We start from the raw sequence: 17,456 nt of genomic DNA on the forward strand, positions 1-17,456 counted from the left end.
AGCGTCCTTATGCAATCGGTTGGGTGCCAAGGATCGTCAGGCCATAGCCGTCCAATCCCACAACACGCGGGGCGGGCGAATTGGTCAGCAGGGTCATATCCCCCACACCCAGCGCCGCCAGAATTTGTGCGCCCACGCCATATTGGCGCAGTTTGCGCGGCGCGTCGCCCTCTTCGGGGGTCATACGCATATCGGTGTCCCGCAACAGAACCACAACCCCGCGCCCTGCGTCTGCAATGATGTCCATCGCGCGGGACAATTCGCCGGATTTCGCCCCGATGCCCAGCGCGTCCTCCAGCGGGTTCAGCGCGTGCATGCGCACCAGAACGGGATCATCGGTGGTGATATCGCCCTTGGACAGGACGATGTGCTCGGCCCCTTGGGTCGTGTCGGTGAACAGGCGCATGTCCCAGTCCCCGCCAATGGCCGAGGTGACGGTCTGTGCCGCGCCGCCCTGCGCAAGGTTGTCATAGCGACGGCGATAGGCGATCAGATCGGAAATCGTCCCGATCTTGAGGCCATGTTCCTGTGCAAACGGGATCAGGTCGGGCAGACGCGCCATAGTGCCGTCGGTGTTCATGATCTCGCAAATCACACCGGCGGGCGAGAGACCGGCCAGACGGGCCACATCGGTCGCGGCCTCGGTATGGCCTGCCCGCACCAGAACACCGCCATCGCGGGCGCGCAGCGGGAACACGTGGCCGGGCGTTGCGATGTCGGCGGCGGATTTCTGGGGATCAATCGCCACGGCGATGGTGCGCGCGCGGTCATGGGCGGAAATGCCGGTGCTGACACCTTCGCGCGCCTCGATCGACACGGTGAACGCGGTTTCGTGGCGAGACGAGTTGTTGGACGCCATCAACGGCAGGTTCAGCGCGTCGATCCGGTCCCCGAGCAGGGTCAGACAGATCAACCCGCGCCCATGCGTGGCCATAAAATTGATGACCTCGGGCGTTGCCATCTGCGCGGGGATCACCAGATCGCCCTCATTCTCGCGGTCCTCATGATCCACCAGAATGAACATGCGCCCGTTGCGGGCATCCTCAAGGATGTCTTCGATTGACGAAATAGCGGCGGTGAACTCTTGGCTCATCCTATGGTCCTTTCGCCCCCTGCGGGGCACAGTCGTGGCGCGCGTTTCCGCCCCCTTGTAAACACCATGCGTGACACCGAGGCAAAGCGATAATCGCCCCCTTGGGGGGCGAAGGCGACGGCGGTTACGCGCTCGCCGCCTGCCATTCCCCCAAACGCGCGACATAACGCGCCAGCGTGTCGATCTCGAGGTTGATGCGATCCCCGACCGCTGCGTCACCCCAAGTGGTGGCCTCTTTGGTGTGGGGGATAAAGTTGATGCCGAAATCGGTGCCCGACACCTCATTCACGGTCAGGGAGGTGCCGTTCAGCGCGACCGAGCCCTTGGGCGCGATATAGCGGGCCAGATCATCAGGCGCGCGCAGGGTGACGCGGGTGCTGTCGCCCTCATCGGCCATAGCGATCACCTCGGCCACACCATCGACATGCCCCGACACGATATGCCCGCCCAGTTCATCACCGAGCTTCAGCGCGCGTTCGAGGTTCAGACGACGACCGACGACCCATGCGCCAACGGCGGTTTTCGACACGGTCTCGGCCGAGATATCGACGTCAAACCACGCCATATCGTCACCCTGCCCCTTGGCCGTGACCGTCAGGCACACACCATCACACGCAATCGACGCACCCAGCGCAATTCCATCAGGGTCATAGGACGTGCCAATGCGCGCCGTCAGATCCCCGCGTTGCGTAAGCGATTTCACCACACCGATATCGGTAATAATTCCTGTGAACATGGTCCGTTCCTTTTTGACCCTGACACCGGCGTAGCGCGACTATGTCTCAAGGGCAAGCCGTGCCACGACCCTGTGAATTCCTGCAACACGCCCTAAAAGCGTCTTATTTCAGTGCGTATACCCAAGAGAGTTAACGAATTCCCAGTGACCTGAGTGCATAACCGCGTGTATCAGGGACCGTAATGATGACCGCACGCATGATGAAAACCCAGATTGGCAAAGACCGCGTCTTTCTGTTTCTACAGGGGCCGCACGGGCCGTTTTTTGCCAAGCTTGGCAAGATGTTGCGCGCCTCGGGCGCCGAGGTCTGGCGCGTGGGGTTCAATCGCGGGGATCAGGCGTTTTGGCCGCACAAGTCCACTTATATTCCGTTCCTTGACGCCGCCGACACATGGCCCGACCGGTTTCGCGACATCTGTGGCGAACGCGGGATCACAGACATCGTTCTCTATGGCGACACCCGTCCCATCCACGCCCATGCGGTCGAAATCGCGCGTGAACTGGGCCTTGGCATCCATGTCTTCGAAGAGGGCTATCTGCGCCCCTATTGGGTGACCTATGAGCGCGGTGGATCCAACGGGCATTCGCGCCTGATGGATATGAGCGTCGCCGAGATGCAGCGCACGTTGGAACGCGTCGATCCCGACCAACCCGACGCCCCCGCCCATTGGGGCGACATGCGGCATCACATCTTTTACGGCGCGCTCTACCATCACTTTGTGATGTTCTGGAACAAACGCTACGCCAATTTCAAACCGCACAGGTCCATCCCCGTGACCCGCGAGTTTCAGCTGTACCTGCGGCGCCTCTTGTTGATGCCGTTTCAGGCGCTGGAACGGTTCGTCGCGACCCAACGGATCAAACACGGCGGCTTTCCCTATCATCTGGTCCTTTTGCAACTGGAACATGACGCCAGTTTCCGCGCGCATGGCCCGTTTGACACGATGACCGATTTCCTGCGCGTGACGCTTGAGGGGTTCGCCAAAGGCGCGCCCAGCCACCACCATCTGGTGTTCAAGGCCCATCCGCTTGAGGACGGACGCGTGCCGTTGCGCGCCGAATTGCGGCGTCTTTCCAAAGAGTTGGGCGTAGATGACCGCGTGCATTACGTGCGTGGCGGGAAACTGGCGCGGCTGTTGGACTCGGCGCGCAGTGCGATCACCGTGAACTCAACCGCCGCGCAACAGGTGCTGTGGCGGGGGATGCCGCTTAAGGTGTTTGGCGATGCGGTCTATGCGAAGCCGGAGTTTGTATCCGACCTGCCACTGGCCGAATTTTTCGCCCAACCCAACCGCCCCGACAGCCGCGCCTATCGCGATTACCGGCGATTTTTGTTGGAGACATCCCAGCTTGCCGGAGGGTTCTATTCAGCGCGCGGACGGCGGCAATTGCTGCGCCAAGTGGTCGATCTGATGCTATGCCCCGACGATCCTTATGACGCGCTGATCACTGGAACAGCGGCACCTCGGCAACAGTTGGTCGTCGTGAAATAGGTTTTTGACGCACAAGCCACTGGATTTTTGTTCGAAATTCTGTACCCTTATGGAAAAAAATTAAGGCAGTTTCGTTTTCGCGAGGAGCGCAGGCAGTGACAATCCGATATTCCCGTGGGGCCCGAATGGTGGCCCTGTTGGCGCTTGTGGCCGCCGTTGCGGCTTGTGGTTTGCCCCGGTCCGGCCCCAGCAAACGTGAGATTTTCGAGGGTTCCGTCCAGAAAAGCGGCGACGCATTCGTTGTGTCCGTCAATGACCGCGTGACGCGCGCAACCTCGGTTGTGCCCGCGCTTGGCTTTCCCAACTCGCTGTTGAATGCGGGGATTGCTGGGTCTGACGTGATCCGTCCGGGCGACACGCTTGGTCTGACGGTTTACGAGAACGTGGATGAGGGTCTATTGGCCGAACGCGGCGTCAACAGCAGCGTTTTGGAAGAGGTTCAGGTCGACGGCTCGGGGTATATTTTTGTGCCTTACGCGGGTCGCATCCGCGCGGCGGGCAACACCCCTGAACGTCTGCGCCAGATCATCACCGAGAAACTTGACGCGCAAACGCCCGACCCGCAGGTTTTGGTGCGTCGCGTCGCCGGTGATGGCGCGACCGTGTCCCTGATCGGTGAGGTCGGCGCGCAAGGCGTCTACGCAATCGAACGCCCGACCCGCACACTGACGGCGATGCTGGCCCAAGCGGGCGGCGTCGTGATCGAACCAGAGATCGCCCGCATCACCCTGATCCGCGGGAATGAACGCGGCACGGTCTGGCTGCAGGATCTATATGAACATGGTGAGTTGGACATCGCGCTGCGCTCTGGCGACCGTATTCTGGTCGAAGAAGACACCCGCGCCTACTCCGCCCTTGGTGCAACCGGTGCCCAGAGCATCGTCCCGTTCGAGAGCCAGACCCTGTCGGCGATTGAGGCGATTGCCACGGTGGGCGGGTTGAACACGAACCTTGCCGATCCGACCGGCGTCTTTGTGTTCCGCAATGAACCCGCCGAAATCGCCAACGCCGTTCTGGCCCGTAACGACCTGAGCGGTGATCAGCGCATTGTCTATGTCCTCGATCTGACCGAACCCACCGGCATGTTCATGGCGCGCGATTTCTCGATCCGCGACGGGGACACCGTTTACGTGACCGAGGCGCCGTATGTGCAATGGCAGAAAACGCTTAGCATCATCACCGGCACCGCAGCTGGCGTGAACTCGGTCGGTTCTCTTAGCGGGAACTAAACCCTGATGGACCACCGGTTCATCGAACCACATCTTGCCGCCGGCGCTGGGAAACCACGCCGGCGGCTGCGCGTTTTTAACGGCGGTTTCCTAACAAATCGCCAGTTGCGACGCATTTTACACCTGTCCAATTTCGACATTTCACTGGGCTATCCGCGCGATGGCGACCTGATTGGCGTCTGGGGCAAGTCGCCAACCGCCCATCGCGGTGAGAAAATGGCGCAAAAGACCGGCGTTCCTCTGGTCAGGTTTGAGGACGCGTTCCTCCGGTCCATTCATCCGGGGCGCGCGGGCAGGCGCGGACCTTTGGGTGTGCTCATTGATGAGGATGGACTTTACTTTGATCCGACAAGCCCCTCTCGGATCGAGAAAATTCTGTCTTCGGCCCCACTGGATGATGGGGCGGTTTTGTCCCGTGCACGCGATGCATTAGGCCGCATTCGCCACCTGCACCTCTCCAAATACAACGCCCACCTGCTAGACGCGCCCTGCCCTGCGCCGGGCTATGTTCTGGTGATTGATCAGGCCCTGAATGATGCCTCGGTCAGGGCCTCTGGCGCGGGTTCCGCGCTGTTCAAAGAGATGCTGGCTTTTGCACAAATCGAACATCCGGGCGCGCAAATCCTGATCAAGACCCATCCCGAGACTGTCGCCGGTTTCCGCGCAGGATACTTCGGGCCCGAGGACGAAAATCACCGCGTGTCCCTGTTTGCAGATCCGGTGTCGCCGTGGTCCCTGCTGGACGGGGCGGTCGGGGTGTACACCGTGTCGTCCCAGTTCGGGTTTGAGGCGATCATGGCAGGGCACAAGCCGCGCGTCTTTGGTCAACCGTTCTATTCCGGCTGGGGTCTTAGCCTTGATGAAAACCCCGTGCCGCGTCGCACGCGAACCCTGACCCGCACGCAATTGTTCGCAGGTGCGATGATGCTGGCGCCCACGTGGTATGATCCGCATCTGGACCGTCTCTGCCCGATCGAGGACGCGATTTCCACGATTGAGGCCGAGGCGCGCGCGTGGCGCGACGATCACGCTGGATGGGACGCGGTTGGGATGCGTCTGTGGAAACGTCCGCATATGCGCAGTATCTACGGCGGCTATGGCGGGATGCGGTTTACCGACACGCCGCGCGGGGATCGTCCCGCTATGGTTTGGGCGAACAAGGCGGATCAGGCCCCTGACACGGCCGCACGGGTCGAAGACGGGGTGATCCGGTCGCGCGGATTGGGGGCCGAGTTGGTCCCGCCCCTGTCTCTGGCGCTGGATCGGCGGGGAATTTACTATGACCCGACCGCGCCCAGCGACCTTGAGGACCTCATAAATGCCGCGCCCAATTTACCCGAAGGCGAACGCCGTCGCGCCGAGCGTTTGATCACGCGGATCACGGATGCAAACCTGACCAAATACAATCTGGCGGGCGACGTCGCGGCGGATATTCCCGACGACCGGCACGTTATTCTGGTGCCCGGTCAGGTCGGCGATGACGCGTCCATCACCAAGGGCGCGACGGGCGAGGTGAAAACCAACGCGGACCTGTTGCGCCGTGCGCGCGCAGACAATCCGGACGCCTATATCATCTACAAACCGCACCCCGACGTGGTGGCCGGATTACGCGACGGCGCGGTGCCGGATCAGATTCTGACGCTGGCCGATCGGGTCATGCCGGAGGGTGACATGGGCGGGCTTTTGTTGAGGGTGGATGAAGTGTGGACCCTGACCTCAACCACGGGGTTTGAGGCGCTATTGCGCGGGGTTCCGGTGACATGTCTTGGCGCGCCGTTCTATGCGGGTTGGGGTCTGACCCGCGATCTGGCCCCGACACCGGCGCGGCGCGGCGCGCGGCCGGATGTGATCGCGCTGACCCATGCGGTGTTGATCGGATATCCGCGCTATTTCGATCCGGTGACGCGCACACCCGCCCCACCCGAGGTGATTTTGACACGGTTGGAACAGGGCACGGTGCCAATGCCCGGACCATTCAACCGCAGCCTGTCGAAACTTCAGGGCCTGTTTGCAAGCCGCGCGTCGCTCTGGCGTTAGTCGCCCAGAAACGGGTTCGGACGCTGCCAGATGTGCAGGACATCCGCGCCAATCTGTGCCGTGTGGATCAGGTCAAATCGTGGCGCCTCGGCCAGACGATCAATCCCCATCGCGCCAAGGGACGGACGCCCCTCGGCCCCGAGGGCCACACCGGCGGTAAAGCCGATCAGTTGATCAACCAGACCCGCGTTCAACAGCGACGCCGCCAAACTGCCCCCGCCTTCGCAAAACACGCGCGTGACGCCCAGCGTGCCGAGTTCCGCCAGAACAGCCGCCATATCCAGATGCCCACCGGGCGCGACCGCCACAGGCACCAACCGCGCACCGGCACCGGCCCATGCATCGCGTAGCTCAGAGGGCGCATCGTCCCCATGGCAAATCACCGTCGGCACCTCGGCCGCCGTCGCGATCAACCGACCCGACAGGGGCAAATCCAACCGCCGCGCACAGATCACGCGCAGGGGCTGGGCCCGCGCGCCAAACCCACGCACGGTCAGTTGCGGATCATCGGCGCGCGCCGTGCCGCCCCCCACCATCACCGCATCGTGGCAATCGCGCATGGCATGGACCAGATGGCGCGCCTCGGGACCGGTGATCCATTGGCTTTCGCCCGTTGCGGTGGCGATACGCCCATCAAATGAATTGGCCAGCTTCAGGGTTACGAACGGGCGCCCCTCAACGCGGTTCTGCAGGAACCCCCAATGGTCCGCCGCGGCCTCTTCGCCGCGCACACCGACGGTAACGGACACGCCAGCGCGTTCCAATATCGCGTGCCCCTGCCCCGCGACGCGCGGATCGGGGTCCGTCATGGCGGACACAACGCGGGCGATACCGGCGTTGACCAATGCCTCGGCGCAGGGTCCCGTTTTGCCGGTATGGGCACAGGGTTCGAGGGTGACATAGGCGGTTGCGCCGCGCGCGGCTTGGCCCGCTTGGGCCAAGGCGACGACCTCGGCGTGGGGACGGCCACCAGGTTGGGTCCAGCCGCGCCCGACAATCACGCCATCCTTAACGATCACACAGCCCACCGCAGGATTGGGCCAGCATTTGCCCATCCCGCGCCGCCCCATCGACAGGGCCAGCGCCATAAATCGGCGATCCATTGCGGGACTGCTCACTCTTCGGGGGTGACGGGCGGCCGCAACTCACTGACAAACTTGTCAAAATCGTCTGCGGCTTGGAAATTCTTATAGACGCTGGCAAAGCGCACATAGGCCACCGTGTCGATCCGCGCGAGGCTTTCCATCACGATTTCGCCAATAGTTTTGGACGCGATGTCGGTGTCGCCCATGCTCTCAAGCCGGCGCACGATGCCCGAAATCATCTGATCACGGCGATCCGGTTCCACGGGGCGTTTTTGCAATGCGATCCGGATTGAGCGTTCCAGCTTATCCCGATCAAAATCTTCGCGGCGACCGTTCGATTTGATGACGGTCAGGTCGCGCAGTTGCACGCGTTCATAGGTCGTAAACCGCCCCCCACAGGCGGGACAGAAGCGGCGGCGTCGGATCGCAACGTGGTCTTCAGCAGGCCGCGAGTCCTTCACTTGGGTATCGACATTCTGGCAAAACGGACAGCGCATCGCCTGTACCTCGGTGTGATCTAGCAGTTATCCACAGCCACTATAGGGACGCGCCCACACTTTGGGTAGTGCTGAATTTTAACCACTAGAAATATGATGCGTTTGCGACTCACCCCGCCAGAAAATGGGCGGCGACCTGACGGCGATGCGGGGCGTTGCGATGTTCGAACAGGTAAATCCCCTGCCATGTGCCCAGCATCATCCGCCCCGCCGCGACGGGGATCGACAGGCTGACAGGCAACATCGCGGCCTTGATATGCGCGGGCATATCGTCGGGCCCCTCGTAGGTGTGGGTCAGATAGGACATCGACGGGTGATCGGACGGCGGCACCAGACGCGCGAAAAAGTTGCGCATATCCGTGCGCACCTCGGGGTCGGCGTTTTCTTGGATCAATAGGCTGGCCGAGGTGTGGCGCACCAAAAGGGTCAGCAGACCGTCATCGGCCCCATCCACCCATGCCGCAACCTGATCGGTGAACTCATACAGGCCCTGCCCGCGTGTCGGGATATCGAAAATCGTTTGCATGAAGCCTCTTAGACCCAGACTTATACTACCTTAGCTTCTTGAGAGCCGTCTCAATAGAGTCTAGTGCGACCTCCGTCTCGCTACTTTTAACACCCGCACCTGCGATGAGTTCTTTCGCCTCGAACAAAATCTCTTCGATCTCGAAAACTGTTTTTGCACCAACATAGGGTCCGGGAGGAGGCAATCGGTCTTCCGCCGCTGCCGGAGCGCTAGGGTAATCACATTTACCGGTAGAGACTTCCGCTATTCGACCACCATTCACACCGAAAAAGGAAGCAATATCGTGCTGTTTATCTCCACGCGCAAGCATACCTTTTACGATCTGAGTTTCACGATAACTAAAGGCCATTTCAACCTCAGGAATAATTAACAGAAAAACTTCACCCAAATAATTCGCTAGCATGTGAAAAAACGCAACCCTCAACGAGGATCAAAATGTGAAAACAAAAAAGCGCCCCGAAGGGCGCTTTTGATTACTGATCCAAGAAGCTGCGCAGTTTGCGCGAGCGGCTGGGATGTTTGAGTTTCCGCAGCGCCTTGGCCTCGATCTGACGGATCCGTTCGCGGGTCACGCTGAACTGTTGGCCGACCTCTTCGAGGGTGTGATCGGTGTTCATACCGATGCCGAACCGCATCCGCAGGACCCGTTCCTCACGCGGGGTGAGCGAGGCCAGAACGCGGGTCGTGGTTTCCTTGAGGTTTTCCTGAATCGCGCTGTCCAACGGCAGAACGGCGTTCTTATCCTCAATGAAATCGCCCAGCTGGCTGTCTTCCTCATCCCCGATCGGGGTTTCGAGGCTGATCGGCTCCTTGGCGATTTTCATCACCTTGCGGACCTTATCCAGCGGCATCTGCAGCTTGTCTGCCAGTTCCTCGGGCGTGGGTTCGCGACCGATTTCGTGCAGCATCTGACGACCGGTCCGGACCAGCTTGTTGATCGTTTCGATCATGTGGACCGGAATACGGATCGTGCGGGCCTGATCGGCGATCGAACGGGTGATCGCCTGACGGATCCACCACGTCGCATAGGTCGAGAATTTATACCCGCGACGGTATTCGAATTTGTCCACCGCCTTCATCAGGCCGATGTTACCTTCCTGAATAAGATCAAGGAATTGCAGGCCGCGGTTGGTGTATTTCTTGGCGATCGAGATCACGAGGCGCAGGTTGGCCTCAACCATCTCTTTCTTGGCCTGACGGGCCTCTTTTTCACCCTTTTGCACCTGTTGGACAATGCGGCGGAATTCGCTGATGTCGACGCCGACATATTGCCCGACTTGGGCCATTTCAGCGCGCAGATCGACGACCTTGTCGCCCGAGCGTTCGATGAACGCCTGCCAGCCGCGACCGGATTTCTCGGTCATACGGTCAAGCCACGTCGGGTCCAATTCGAAGCCGCGATATTCCTCGATGAACTCGCGACGGTTGATGCGAGCTTGGTCTGCCAGCTTTACCAGTGCGCTGTCGATCGACATGATCTTGCGGTTGATGCCATAAAGCTGGTCGATCAGGGCCTCAATCCGGTTGTTGTGCAGGTGAAGCGAGTTCACCAGTTCAACGATCTCGGCGCGCAGTTTCTGATAGGCCTCTTCTTCGCCTGCCGAGAACGAGTTGTCCTCCATCAGGGTCGCCGACATCCGCAAGTCCTGCATCTCGGCCAATTGGCCATAGTCGCGCGCGATCAGGTCCAGCGTTTCCAGCACGCGCGGCTTAAGCGCGGCTTCCATCGCGGCCAGCGACATGTTGGCCTGCTCATCATCATCGTCGTCGTCGTCGTTGTTGATCGGGTTGCCGTCGGCGTCCAGCTCGGGCTGGCTGTTCTCTTCTTTCTTGGGTGCGGCGTTGACGTTCAGGTTGCTGACAACGGGCTCTTCTTCCTCGTCGTCTTCCATCGAACGGCCAAAGGTCGCATCAAGGTCGATCACATCGCGCAGCAGAATTTCTTCGTTCAGAAGTTCGTCGCGCCAGATGGTGATCGCCTGAAAGGTCAGCGGGCTCTCGCAGAGGCCCAGGATCATGGTGTTGCGACCGGCCTCGATCCGTTTCGCGATGGCGATCTCGCCCTCACGCGACAAGAGTTCGACCGAGCCCATTTCGCGCAGGTACATGCGCACCGGATCGTCCGTCCGGTCCAGCTTTTCGGTCTCGGTTGTCGATACGGCGACTTCGCGCGCGCTCGAGGTCTGAACGACGGCGGTCGACCCTTTTTGATCGTCCTCTTCGGCGTCTTCTTCCTCGATGATATTGATGCCCATTTCACTGAGCATGGACATCACGTCCTCAATCTGTTCCGAAGACACCTGATCGGGCGGCAGAACCTGGTTCAACTGCTCGTAGGTGATATAGCCCCGCTCCCGCGCTTCGGCGATCATCTTTTTGACGGCGGCCTGGCTCATGTCCAGGGATACGTCATCGTCCTGATCGTCGTTCTTACGGTCGTCGTTATCTTTTGCGGCCATTCGTTGCTCCTATAAGCGGGAAGCTGATTCGGAATCTGCATCGTCCGAATCAATATCGCGAATCAAAAAGATGCGCACCCGTTTAACCGTGTTTTCTTTAAGGCATCGTCGCCAGAACGTCACGATGCCCCCCCTTGGTCCTTTGAAAATCCGATCTTGCCCAGCAGTTCGTCAAAGGCGTTTCGCTCATCTCGGTCCATCCGCGCCCCGTTCGGGCCGATGTCAAAATCCGCCTTATCCTCATCCCCGCTGCGGCCCATGCGGCTGCGTTGGTCGGCCAATTGGCGCAAACGCCATGTCAGGCGCTCGTCCTCGGCCAGTGACAGCTCGCTGATCGCATCCTCGATTTCTGTTTCTGCCCCCTCTGCGACGCGTAACTTGGCCAGTTCTTCTGAAATACACAGTCGGGCCTTTTCCGTATCATGTGGATTGCGCATGGGCGGGGCAATCTGGACATGGCTCTGACGGAACAGCTTTTCAAGGGGGGCGGGTCCGATGCGTGCGGTCAAATCGGCACGCAGATCGGTCGGCATCTCTTCATCCAGCATCGTGATCAGCGTGGTGCAAATGCGGTGGTGATCCTCGGTGCGGGGGTGCAGGCGTTCCAGTTCCCCCTCGAATTCCTCAATCAGACAGGGATGCGTGATCAGGGTCGCCAAGATCACCGCCTCACGCATTTCGGCGTGGTGTTCGGGCGTCGCGGTCACAAGGGTCGAGGTCTTTGTGCTGCTCAGAACGGGGGCCGCGGCACCGCGCCACGGGGCACGACCGCGCCCACCCTTGCCGCCGAACCCGCCACCAAAGGATCGTTCGCCCGACCATTCGCGACGCGCCGCAGGTTGATAGCCGAACAGCTCTTCGCGCAGGGCTTTGATCTCCTGCCCATAGTGCAGCTTTAGCGACGGGTCCTTGATCTTGGAAATCGCGATGCGCAGCTCTTTGTCCAATGCCGCCTTGCGCTCGGGGCTGTCGAACACCTTGCCTTCGGTTTCGCGTTGCCACAGAAGACGCACCATCGGTTGCGCCTGCGCCAGAACGTCCGCCACGGCCTCAGGCCCACCGGCGCGGATGACGTCATCGGGGTCCTGCCCCGCCGGCATAATCGCAAAGCGCAGCCCCTTGCCCGCCTCGAGCAGCGGCAGCGCAAGGTCGATCACCCGCATCGCCGCGCGCAAACCCGCCGTATCCCCGTCCAGCGCGATGACCGGCTCGGGCGAAATGCGCCACAGCATGTGCAACTGATGCTCGGTCACCGCTGTACCAAGGGGGGCCACGGTCGCACGGAACCCCGCCTCGGACAGGGCGATCACGTCCATATAGCCTTCGGCCACGATCAGGGGGTTATCCTCACGCCCTGCGGCCTCACGCGCGGGGCCGTGGTTGTACAGGCTGCGCCCCTTATCAAACAGGTCGGTCTCGGGCGAGTTCAGGTATTTCGCGTTGTCATTGGGGTCCATGGCCCGCCCGCCAAAGGCGATGGCCCGCCCCCGCGCATCACGGATCGGGAACATGATCCGGTTGCGAAACACGTCATAGGGGTTCTTGCCGCGATCGGATGGTTTGGCCAGACCGGCAGCCAGGATCAGATCGGGCGCAACGCCCTTGCCCGTCAGGTGGTCCCACAGGTTCTGCCACCCATCCGGCGCGAACCCGATTTCCCACCGGTCAAGCGCGGCAGGCGACAATCCACGACCGGCCAGATAATCGCGCGCAGGCCCCGCCGATCCGGTCTTGAGTTGCAGGCGAAAGAACTGGACGGCTTGCTCCATCACCTCGATCAACTGGGTGCGGCGGTCGGCCTTTTGCGCGGCCTTGGGATCGCGGGCGGGCATGGGCATCCCCGCCTCACCGGCAAGGATTTCCACCGCCTCCATGAACCCGACGTTTTCCGTTTCCTGAATGAACGACAGGGCGTCGCCCTTGGCGTGACAGCCAAAGCAGTAATAGAACCCCTTGCGGTCATCCACATGAAAAGACGCGGTTTTTTCGTGGTGGAACGGGCACGGCGCCCACATGTCGCCCTTGCCCTGGTTCGACTTGCGCTTGTCCCACATGACTTTGCGCCCGACCACTTGGGACAGGGACACACGTGTTCGCAATTCGTCTAAGAATCCGGGGGGCAAGCTCATCCCGGTAATATCGTGTGTGACGGGGCCAAAGTCCAGCCATGGCCCCGTCACGATGACCGCGTTTTCGCGCCTATAGCCCCTTGGCGGTATAGCTGCCCGCGACGCGACCGATGGCCACCAAATAGGCCGCAGTTCGCAGGTCACGCACGTCATCGCGGCTGTGCCACATGCTGGAAATGGCCTGATAGGCCGTGCGCATGGTGTCATCCAGACCCGAGCGCACCAGCTCCAGCTCGCCCGCCCCGCGCAGGTATTGCGCCTTAAAGTCGGGGGTCATCGACCATTTGTCGCCAAGGAAGTCGTCCAGACGTTCCAGTTCCTTGACGATCAATTCATGCCGCGCCTCTTCTTGGCGGCGCTGCATACGGCCAAACCGGATGTGGCTGAGGTTCTTGACCCATTCGAAATAGGACACCGTCACACCGCCCGCGTTGGCATACATGTCGGGGATGATCACCGTGCCTTTCTTGCGCAGGATGTCGTCGGCACCGGCGGTGACGGGACCGTTCGCGGCCTCGATGATCAGGGGCGCCTTGATGCGTTCGGCGTTGCCCATGTTGATCACGCCCTCAAGCGCGGCGGGGATCAGGATGTCGCATTCTTCTTCCAGAACCGCGCCGCCCTCGGCATGGTGGGTCGCATCGGGATAGCCCGAAACGCCGCCGTGCTTGACGATCCATTCGCGCACTTTTTCAACATTCAACCCGTCGGGGTTATAGAGCGCCCCGTCGCGTTCGATGATGCCGATGATGCGCGATCCGTCCTCTTCCTGCAGGAACTTGGCCGCGTGATAGCCCACGTTGCCCAGACCCTGCACGATGACGCGCTTGCCATCCAGCGTACCGGATAGATTGGCGGCCTTGACGTCCTCGGGGTGACGGAAGAATTCGCGCAGCGCATATTGAACACCGCGTCCCGTGGCCTCAACCCGGCCTTGGATACCGCCCGCATGGGCCGGTTTACCGGTGACACAGGCGTTGCCGTTGATGTCGGTGGTGTTCATCCGACGATAGGTGTCGGCGATCCACGCCATTTCCCGTTCGCCCGTGCCCATGTCGGGGGCCGGTACGTTCTGGGACGGATTGATCAGGTCGCGCTTGACCAATTCGAACGCAAAGCGGCGCGTGATTTGCTCAAGCTCATGCTCTTCCCACTGACGCGGATCAATGCACAAGCCGCCCTTGGAGCCGCCGAACGGCGCCTCGACCAGCGCGCATTTGAACGTCATCAGCGCGGCAAGCGCCTCAACCTCGTCCTGATCCACGGCCAAGGCATAGCGGATGCCGCCCTTGACCGGTTCCATATGTTCCGAATGCACCGAACGATAGCCGGTGAACGTATGCATCTGTCCCCGCAGACGCACGCCGAACCGGACCGTGTAGGTCGAGTTACAGACGCGGATTTTCTCCTCGATCCCCGGCGGCAAGTCCATCAGGGCAACCGCCTGATTGAACATGATGTCCACGGATTCCCGGAAACTGGGTTCTTTGATCACTGCCATATTCCCTCCCTACGAATATGAAATGGGGCGACTCGGCTGAGTTTCCATCAGAAGAGTAAACGGCAGCTGTTACCTCTCGGTTAGGGTGCGCCCCTCACCAAATGCGGGAATTCTGCAAACACTGTTCAGGTCGGCGCAACAATGCGCGCCCCTGAACGCGTTTAATTCCGATCTTTCAGTAACTTCCCAGATTTCGCCACATTTGCGCCCCAAAACCACCACCCCGAAAGGATGTAGTCTTTTGACGGGGTGAAGTGTGTCCATTGGTATGGACGGAATTCCGCGTGGCTGCGGTTCGGGTATGAGGAAGTGTGATGATGCGGTTGCGTCGTTCGAAACAGAAAATGAACGCTACTGAGGTGCTGGGACTGTATCAGGCCCTGATGAAGCGCTTTGGACGCGATGAGTCCGGTTCGTTGGTTCTGTTCGGGATGTTCATCTTCATCCTGATGCTCTGGAGCCTCGGGATCGGGATCGACATCGTTCGCAACGAAACCAACCGCGTGAACCTGCAAAACACGCTGGACCGTGCGGTTCTGGCCGCCACCGACCTCAGCCAGACCGAAGACCCCAAAACGGTGGTAGAGGACTATTTCGCCAAGGCGAACCTGTCCCAATATCTGTCCACGACCGAGGTAGACCCGCCGACCTCGGAGGGAATTTTGAATTATCGCCGCGTCGATGCCACGGCAAACGCGCGCGTGTACACCATGTTCATGGACATGCTGGGCGTCGAGTATATGAACGCCTATGCCGCGTCTTCGGCCGAGGAAGGCACGGGCGACATCGAAATTTCGCTGATTGTGGACGTGTCCGGTTCGATGGGTGATCCGTCCAGTTCGGGCAAATCCAAATTGTATGAGCTGCAAGATGCGGCCAAAGAATTCGGCTGGATGATGCTGTGCAACCCGCATGCGCCGGTGAACTCGTCGGGCAACTGCTCGGTCGAACCGGGGGTCGTGTCGATCTCGCTGATCCCTTATGCGGAACAGGTCGTGGTGGGCGAGGCCCTGCTGGATGCGATCGACAACGTCGGCATTGCAGAGGGTGATACGCCCAACACGATTTATGACGTGACCAGCGAACACCGTTCGTCGCATTGCGTCGACTTTCAGGCCGAGGACTTTATCCAATACGATTTGTCGGCAACGGAACTGGTCGATCGGACGGGCCATTTCGATCCGTGGCGCGGTGCAGACAGCACGCCAGGCGCATGGACCTGCCGTACTGAGGACTGGCGCACGATCCGCCCGTTCGTTGGCCACCATTCAAACCTGAACCACCTGATCAACAACCTGAATGCGTCGGGCAACACGTCGATTGATCTGGGTATGAAATGGGGCGTGTCCCTGTTGAACCCCGAAATGGGTAAGGTCATCGGCAGCCTCGCCACCGAGGATCGCACCGGCGGCGCCACGGCGACCGAACCGGACTTTGCTGGCCGCCCGCTTGATCCGGCGACAACCAAAGGCCTCAAGGTCGTGGTTCTGATGACCGACGGCGTGAACACCAGCCAGCACTACCTGAAACAAGAGTTCCGCAGCGGTCCCTCGCCGATCTGGCGCTATGTCGACAAGACAAACAAGGATTTCTATTCGATCTATCGCGCATCGACCGACGAATATTACTTTACCGGCGACGGCCAATGGTATGACGAGCCCTATGGCAAGGGCCTGTCCTATGAATCCACGACGACCACGACGACCTGTAGCCGTGGCCGTTGGTGGCGGGGCCGCGACTGTACGACGACAACCACGACCTCGACCGAAACCGTGACCGAGGGCTCTATCGCCGTTCAGATGGCGTATCCCGAGGTTTGGCAGCAGTTCACGACCGCATGGTACGCTGGCTGGTCTTGGCTGAGCGATCCGGTTCTGGATCACGGCGGTTCGGTCAAGAACGAGCGTCTGTTGAACAGCTGTGATGTAGCCCGTGACAATAGCATTCTGGTCTACACGGTCGGCTTTGAAACCACGACCAGCAGTGAGGCGATCCTGAGGAACTGCGCCACGACCGCAGGGCATTTCTACGAAGCGGACGGTTCGTCCCTGACGGATGTGTTCGCCAGCATCGCGCGGTCGATCAACAAACTGCGCCTGATCAACTGAGGGACATGATATGACGATCCGCTCTTTCCTGACCCGCTTGCGCGACCTGACACGGCGCGAGGATGGCACGGCCACGCTGGACTTTGTTCTGATCGTGCCGGTGTTTATCACGCTGTTTGTGTCCAGCTTTGAGCTGTCGGTGATTTTGATCCGTCAGGCGATGTTGGACCGTGGCCTTGATATTGCCGTGCGCGACCTGCGCCTTGGAAAATGGCCGAAGGTTACGGAAAAGATCCTCAAAGAGGCCGTGTGCGATGGCGCAGGCAACATGATCGCCGATTGCGAAAACCAACTGCTGCTTGAAATGTACAACGTGACCAATGCGGGCTGGCAAACGCCCGATCCGGGGGCGAACTGCATTGACCGCAGCCAGTCGCAGAACCCCGCCACGTCGTTCCAACCGGGCGTCGAGAACGAAATGATCCTGATCCGCGCCTGCGTTCTGATTGATCCGTTCCTGCCAGGCGCGGGCCTTGCCCTTGCGATGCAGGCCCAGCACGAAGACGGTTTTCCGCTGACGGCGACGTCGGCCTTTGTGAACGAACCCGAGGGGAACTAAGCGC

Annotated in this window: 14 protein-coding genes; 5 read left to right on the forward strand and 9 right to left on the reverse strand. The window is 60.5% G+C overall.

Going from position 1 to position 17,456, the window contains the following annotated elements; translation table 11 throughout:
• Window positions 1-7: 7 nt before the first annotated feature.
• The gene (ribB, locus tag R1W00_RS09705; protein WP_317262540.1) at window positions 8-1,093 is read right to left on the reverse strand and encodes a 3,4-dihydroxy-2-butanone-4-phosphate synthase; all 1,086 of its coding nucleotides are present in this window, start codon (window positions 1,091-1,093) and stop codon (window positions 8-10) included.
• A 124-nt stretch (window positions 1,094-1,217) separates the two neighbouring features.
• On the reverse strand, window positions 1,218-1,829 hold the full coding sequence (locus R1W00_RS09710) for a riboflavin synthase (protein ID WP_317262541.1): 612 nt from the start codon (window positions 1,827-1,829) through the stop codon (window positions 1,218-1,220).
• Between the two features lie 182 nt (window positions 1,830-2,011).
• Here R1W00_RS09710 and R1W00_RS09715 point away from each other — a divergent pair, with 182 nt between their 5' ends.
• The 3 genes from R1W00_RS09715 to R1W00_RS09725 all read left to right on the forward strand — a co-directional run bounded on the left by R1W00_RS09715 (window position 2,012) and on the right by R1W00_RS09725 (window position 6,588).
• A complete protein-coding gene (locus R1W00_RS09715; RefSeq protein WP_317262542.1) occupies window positions 2,012-3,322 on the forward strand; it encodes a capsular biosynthesis protein in 1,311 nt (436 codons plus the stop codon).
• Window positions 3,323-3,447: 125 nt separating this feature from the next.
• The gene (locus tag R1W00_RS09720; RefSeq protein WP_317262543.1) at window positions 3,448-4,551 is read left to right on the forward strand and encodes a polysaccharide biosynthesis/export family protein; all 1,104 of its coding nucleotides are present in this window, start codon (window positions 3,448-3,450) and stop codon (window positions 4,549-4,551) included.
• A gap of 105 nt (window positions 4,552-4,656) precedes the next feature.
• Entirely contained in the window at window positions 4,657-6,588 is a 1,932-nt protein-coding gene (locus tag R1W00_RS09725) for a capsular polysaccharide biosynthesis protein (protein WP_317262544.1), read from the forward strand.
• Here the strand turns inward: R1W00_RS09725 and ribD are convergent.
• The 7 genes from ribD to R1W00_RS09760 form a co-directional block, all read right to left on the reverse strand.
• Complete coding sequence (ribD, locus tag R1W00_RS09730) at window positions 6,585-7,691, reverse strand: bifunctional diaminohydroxyphosphoribosylaminopyrimidine deaminase/5-amino-6-(5-phosphoribosylamino)uracil reductase RibD (RefSeq protein WP_317262545.1); 1,107 nt, start codon at window positions 7,689-7,691, stop codon at window positions 6,585-6,587. The genes R1W00_RS09725 and ribD overlap by 4 nt on opposite strands.
• 11 nt (window positions 7,692-7,702) lie before the next feature.
• A complete protein-coding gene (nrdR, locus tag R1W00_RS09735; RefSeq protein WP_317262546.1) occupies window positions 7,703-8,170 on the reverse strand; it encodes a transcriptional regulator NrdR in 468 nt (155 codons plus the stop codon).
• A 109-nt stretch (window positions 8,171-8,279) separates the two neighbouring features.
• The gene (locus R1W00_RS09740) at window positions 8,280-8,696 is read right to left on the reverse strand and encodes a secondary thiamine-phosphate synthase enzyme YjbQ (RefSeq protein ID WP_317262547.1); all 417 of its coding nucleotides are present in this window, start codon (window positions 8,694-8,696) and stop codon (window positions 8,280-8,282) included.
• Window positions 8,697-8,721: 25 nt separating this feature from the next.
• On the reverse strand, window positions 8,722-9,099 hold the full coding sequence (locus R1W00_RS09745) for a hypothetical protein (RefSeq protein WP_317262548.1): 378 nt from the start codon (window positions 9,097-9,099) through the stop codon (window positions 8,722-8,724).
• A 70-nt stretch (window positions 9,100-9,169) separates the two neighbouring features.
• Window positions 9,170-11,155 (reverse strand): RNA polymerase sigma factor RpoD, encoded by a 1,986-nt coding sequence (rpoD, locus tag R1W00_RS09750; protein ID WP_317262549.1) that lies wholly within the window; start codon window positions 11,153-11,155, stop codon window positions 9,170-9,172.
• Window positions 11,156-11,274: 119 nt separating this feature from the next.
• Window positions 11,275-13,284: a DNA primase gene (gene dnaG / locus R1W00_RS09755; RefSeq protein WP_317262550.1), complete on the reverse strand. Its 2,010-nt coding sequence runs from the start codon at window positions 13,282-13,284 to the stop codon at window positions 11,275-11,277.
• A 70-nt stretch (window positions 13,285-13,354) separates the two neighbouring features.
• The gene (locus R1W00_RS09760) at window positions 13,355-14,785 is read right to left on the reverse strand and encodes a Glu/Leu/Phe/Val dehydrogenase (protein WP_317262551.1); all 1,431 of its coding nucleotides are present in this window, start codon (window positions 14,783-14,785) and stop codon (window positions 13,355-13,357) included.
• A 317-nt stretch (window positions 14,786-15,102) separates the two neighbouring features.
• Here R1W00_RS09760 and R1W00_RS09765 point away from each other — a divergent pair, with 317 nt between their 5' ends.
• Entirely contained in the window at window positions 15,103-16,893 is a 1,791-nt protein-coding gene (locus R1W00_RS09765) for a TadE/TadG family type IV pilus assembly protein (protein WP_317262552.1), read from the forward strand.
• A 10-nt stretch (window positions 16,894-16,903) separates the two neighbouring features.
• A complete protein-coding gene (locus R1W00_RS09770; RefSeq protein ID WP_317262553.1) occupies window positions 16,904-17,452 on the forward strand; it encodes a TadE/TadG family type IV pilus assembly protein in 549 nt (182 codons plus the stop codon).
• The last annotated feature ends 4 nt before the right edge of the window (window positions 17,453-17,456 follow it).

Origin of the sequence: Rhodovulum sp. FJ3, assembly GCF_032918305.1 — a bacterium.
Classification (GTDB): domain Bacteria; phylum Pseudomonadota; class Alphaproteobacteria; order Rhodobacterales; family Rhodobacteraceae; genus SAT37.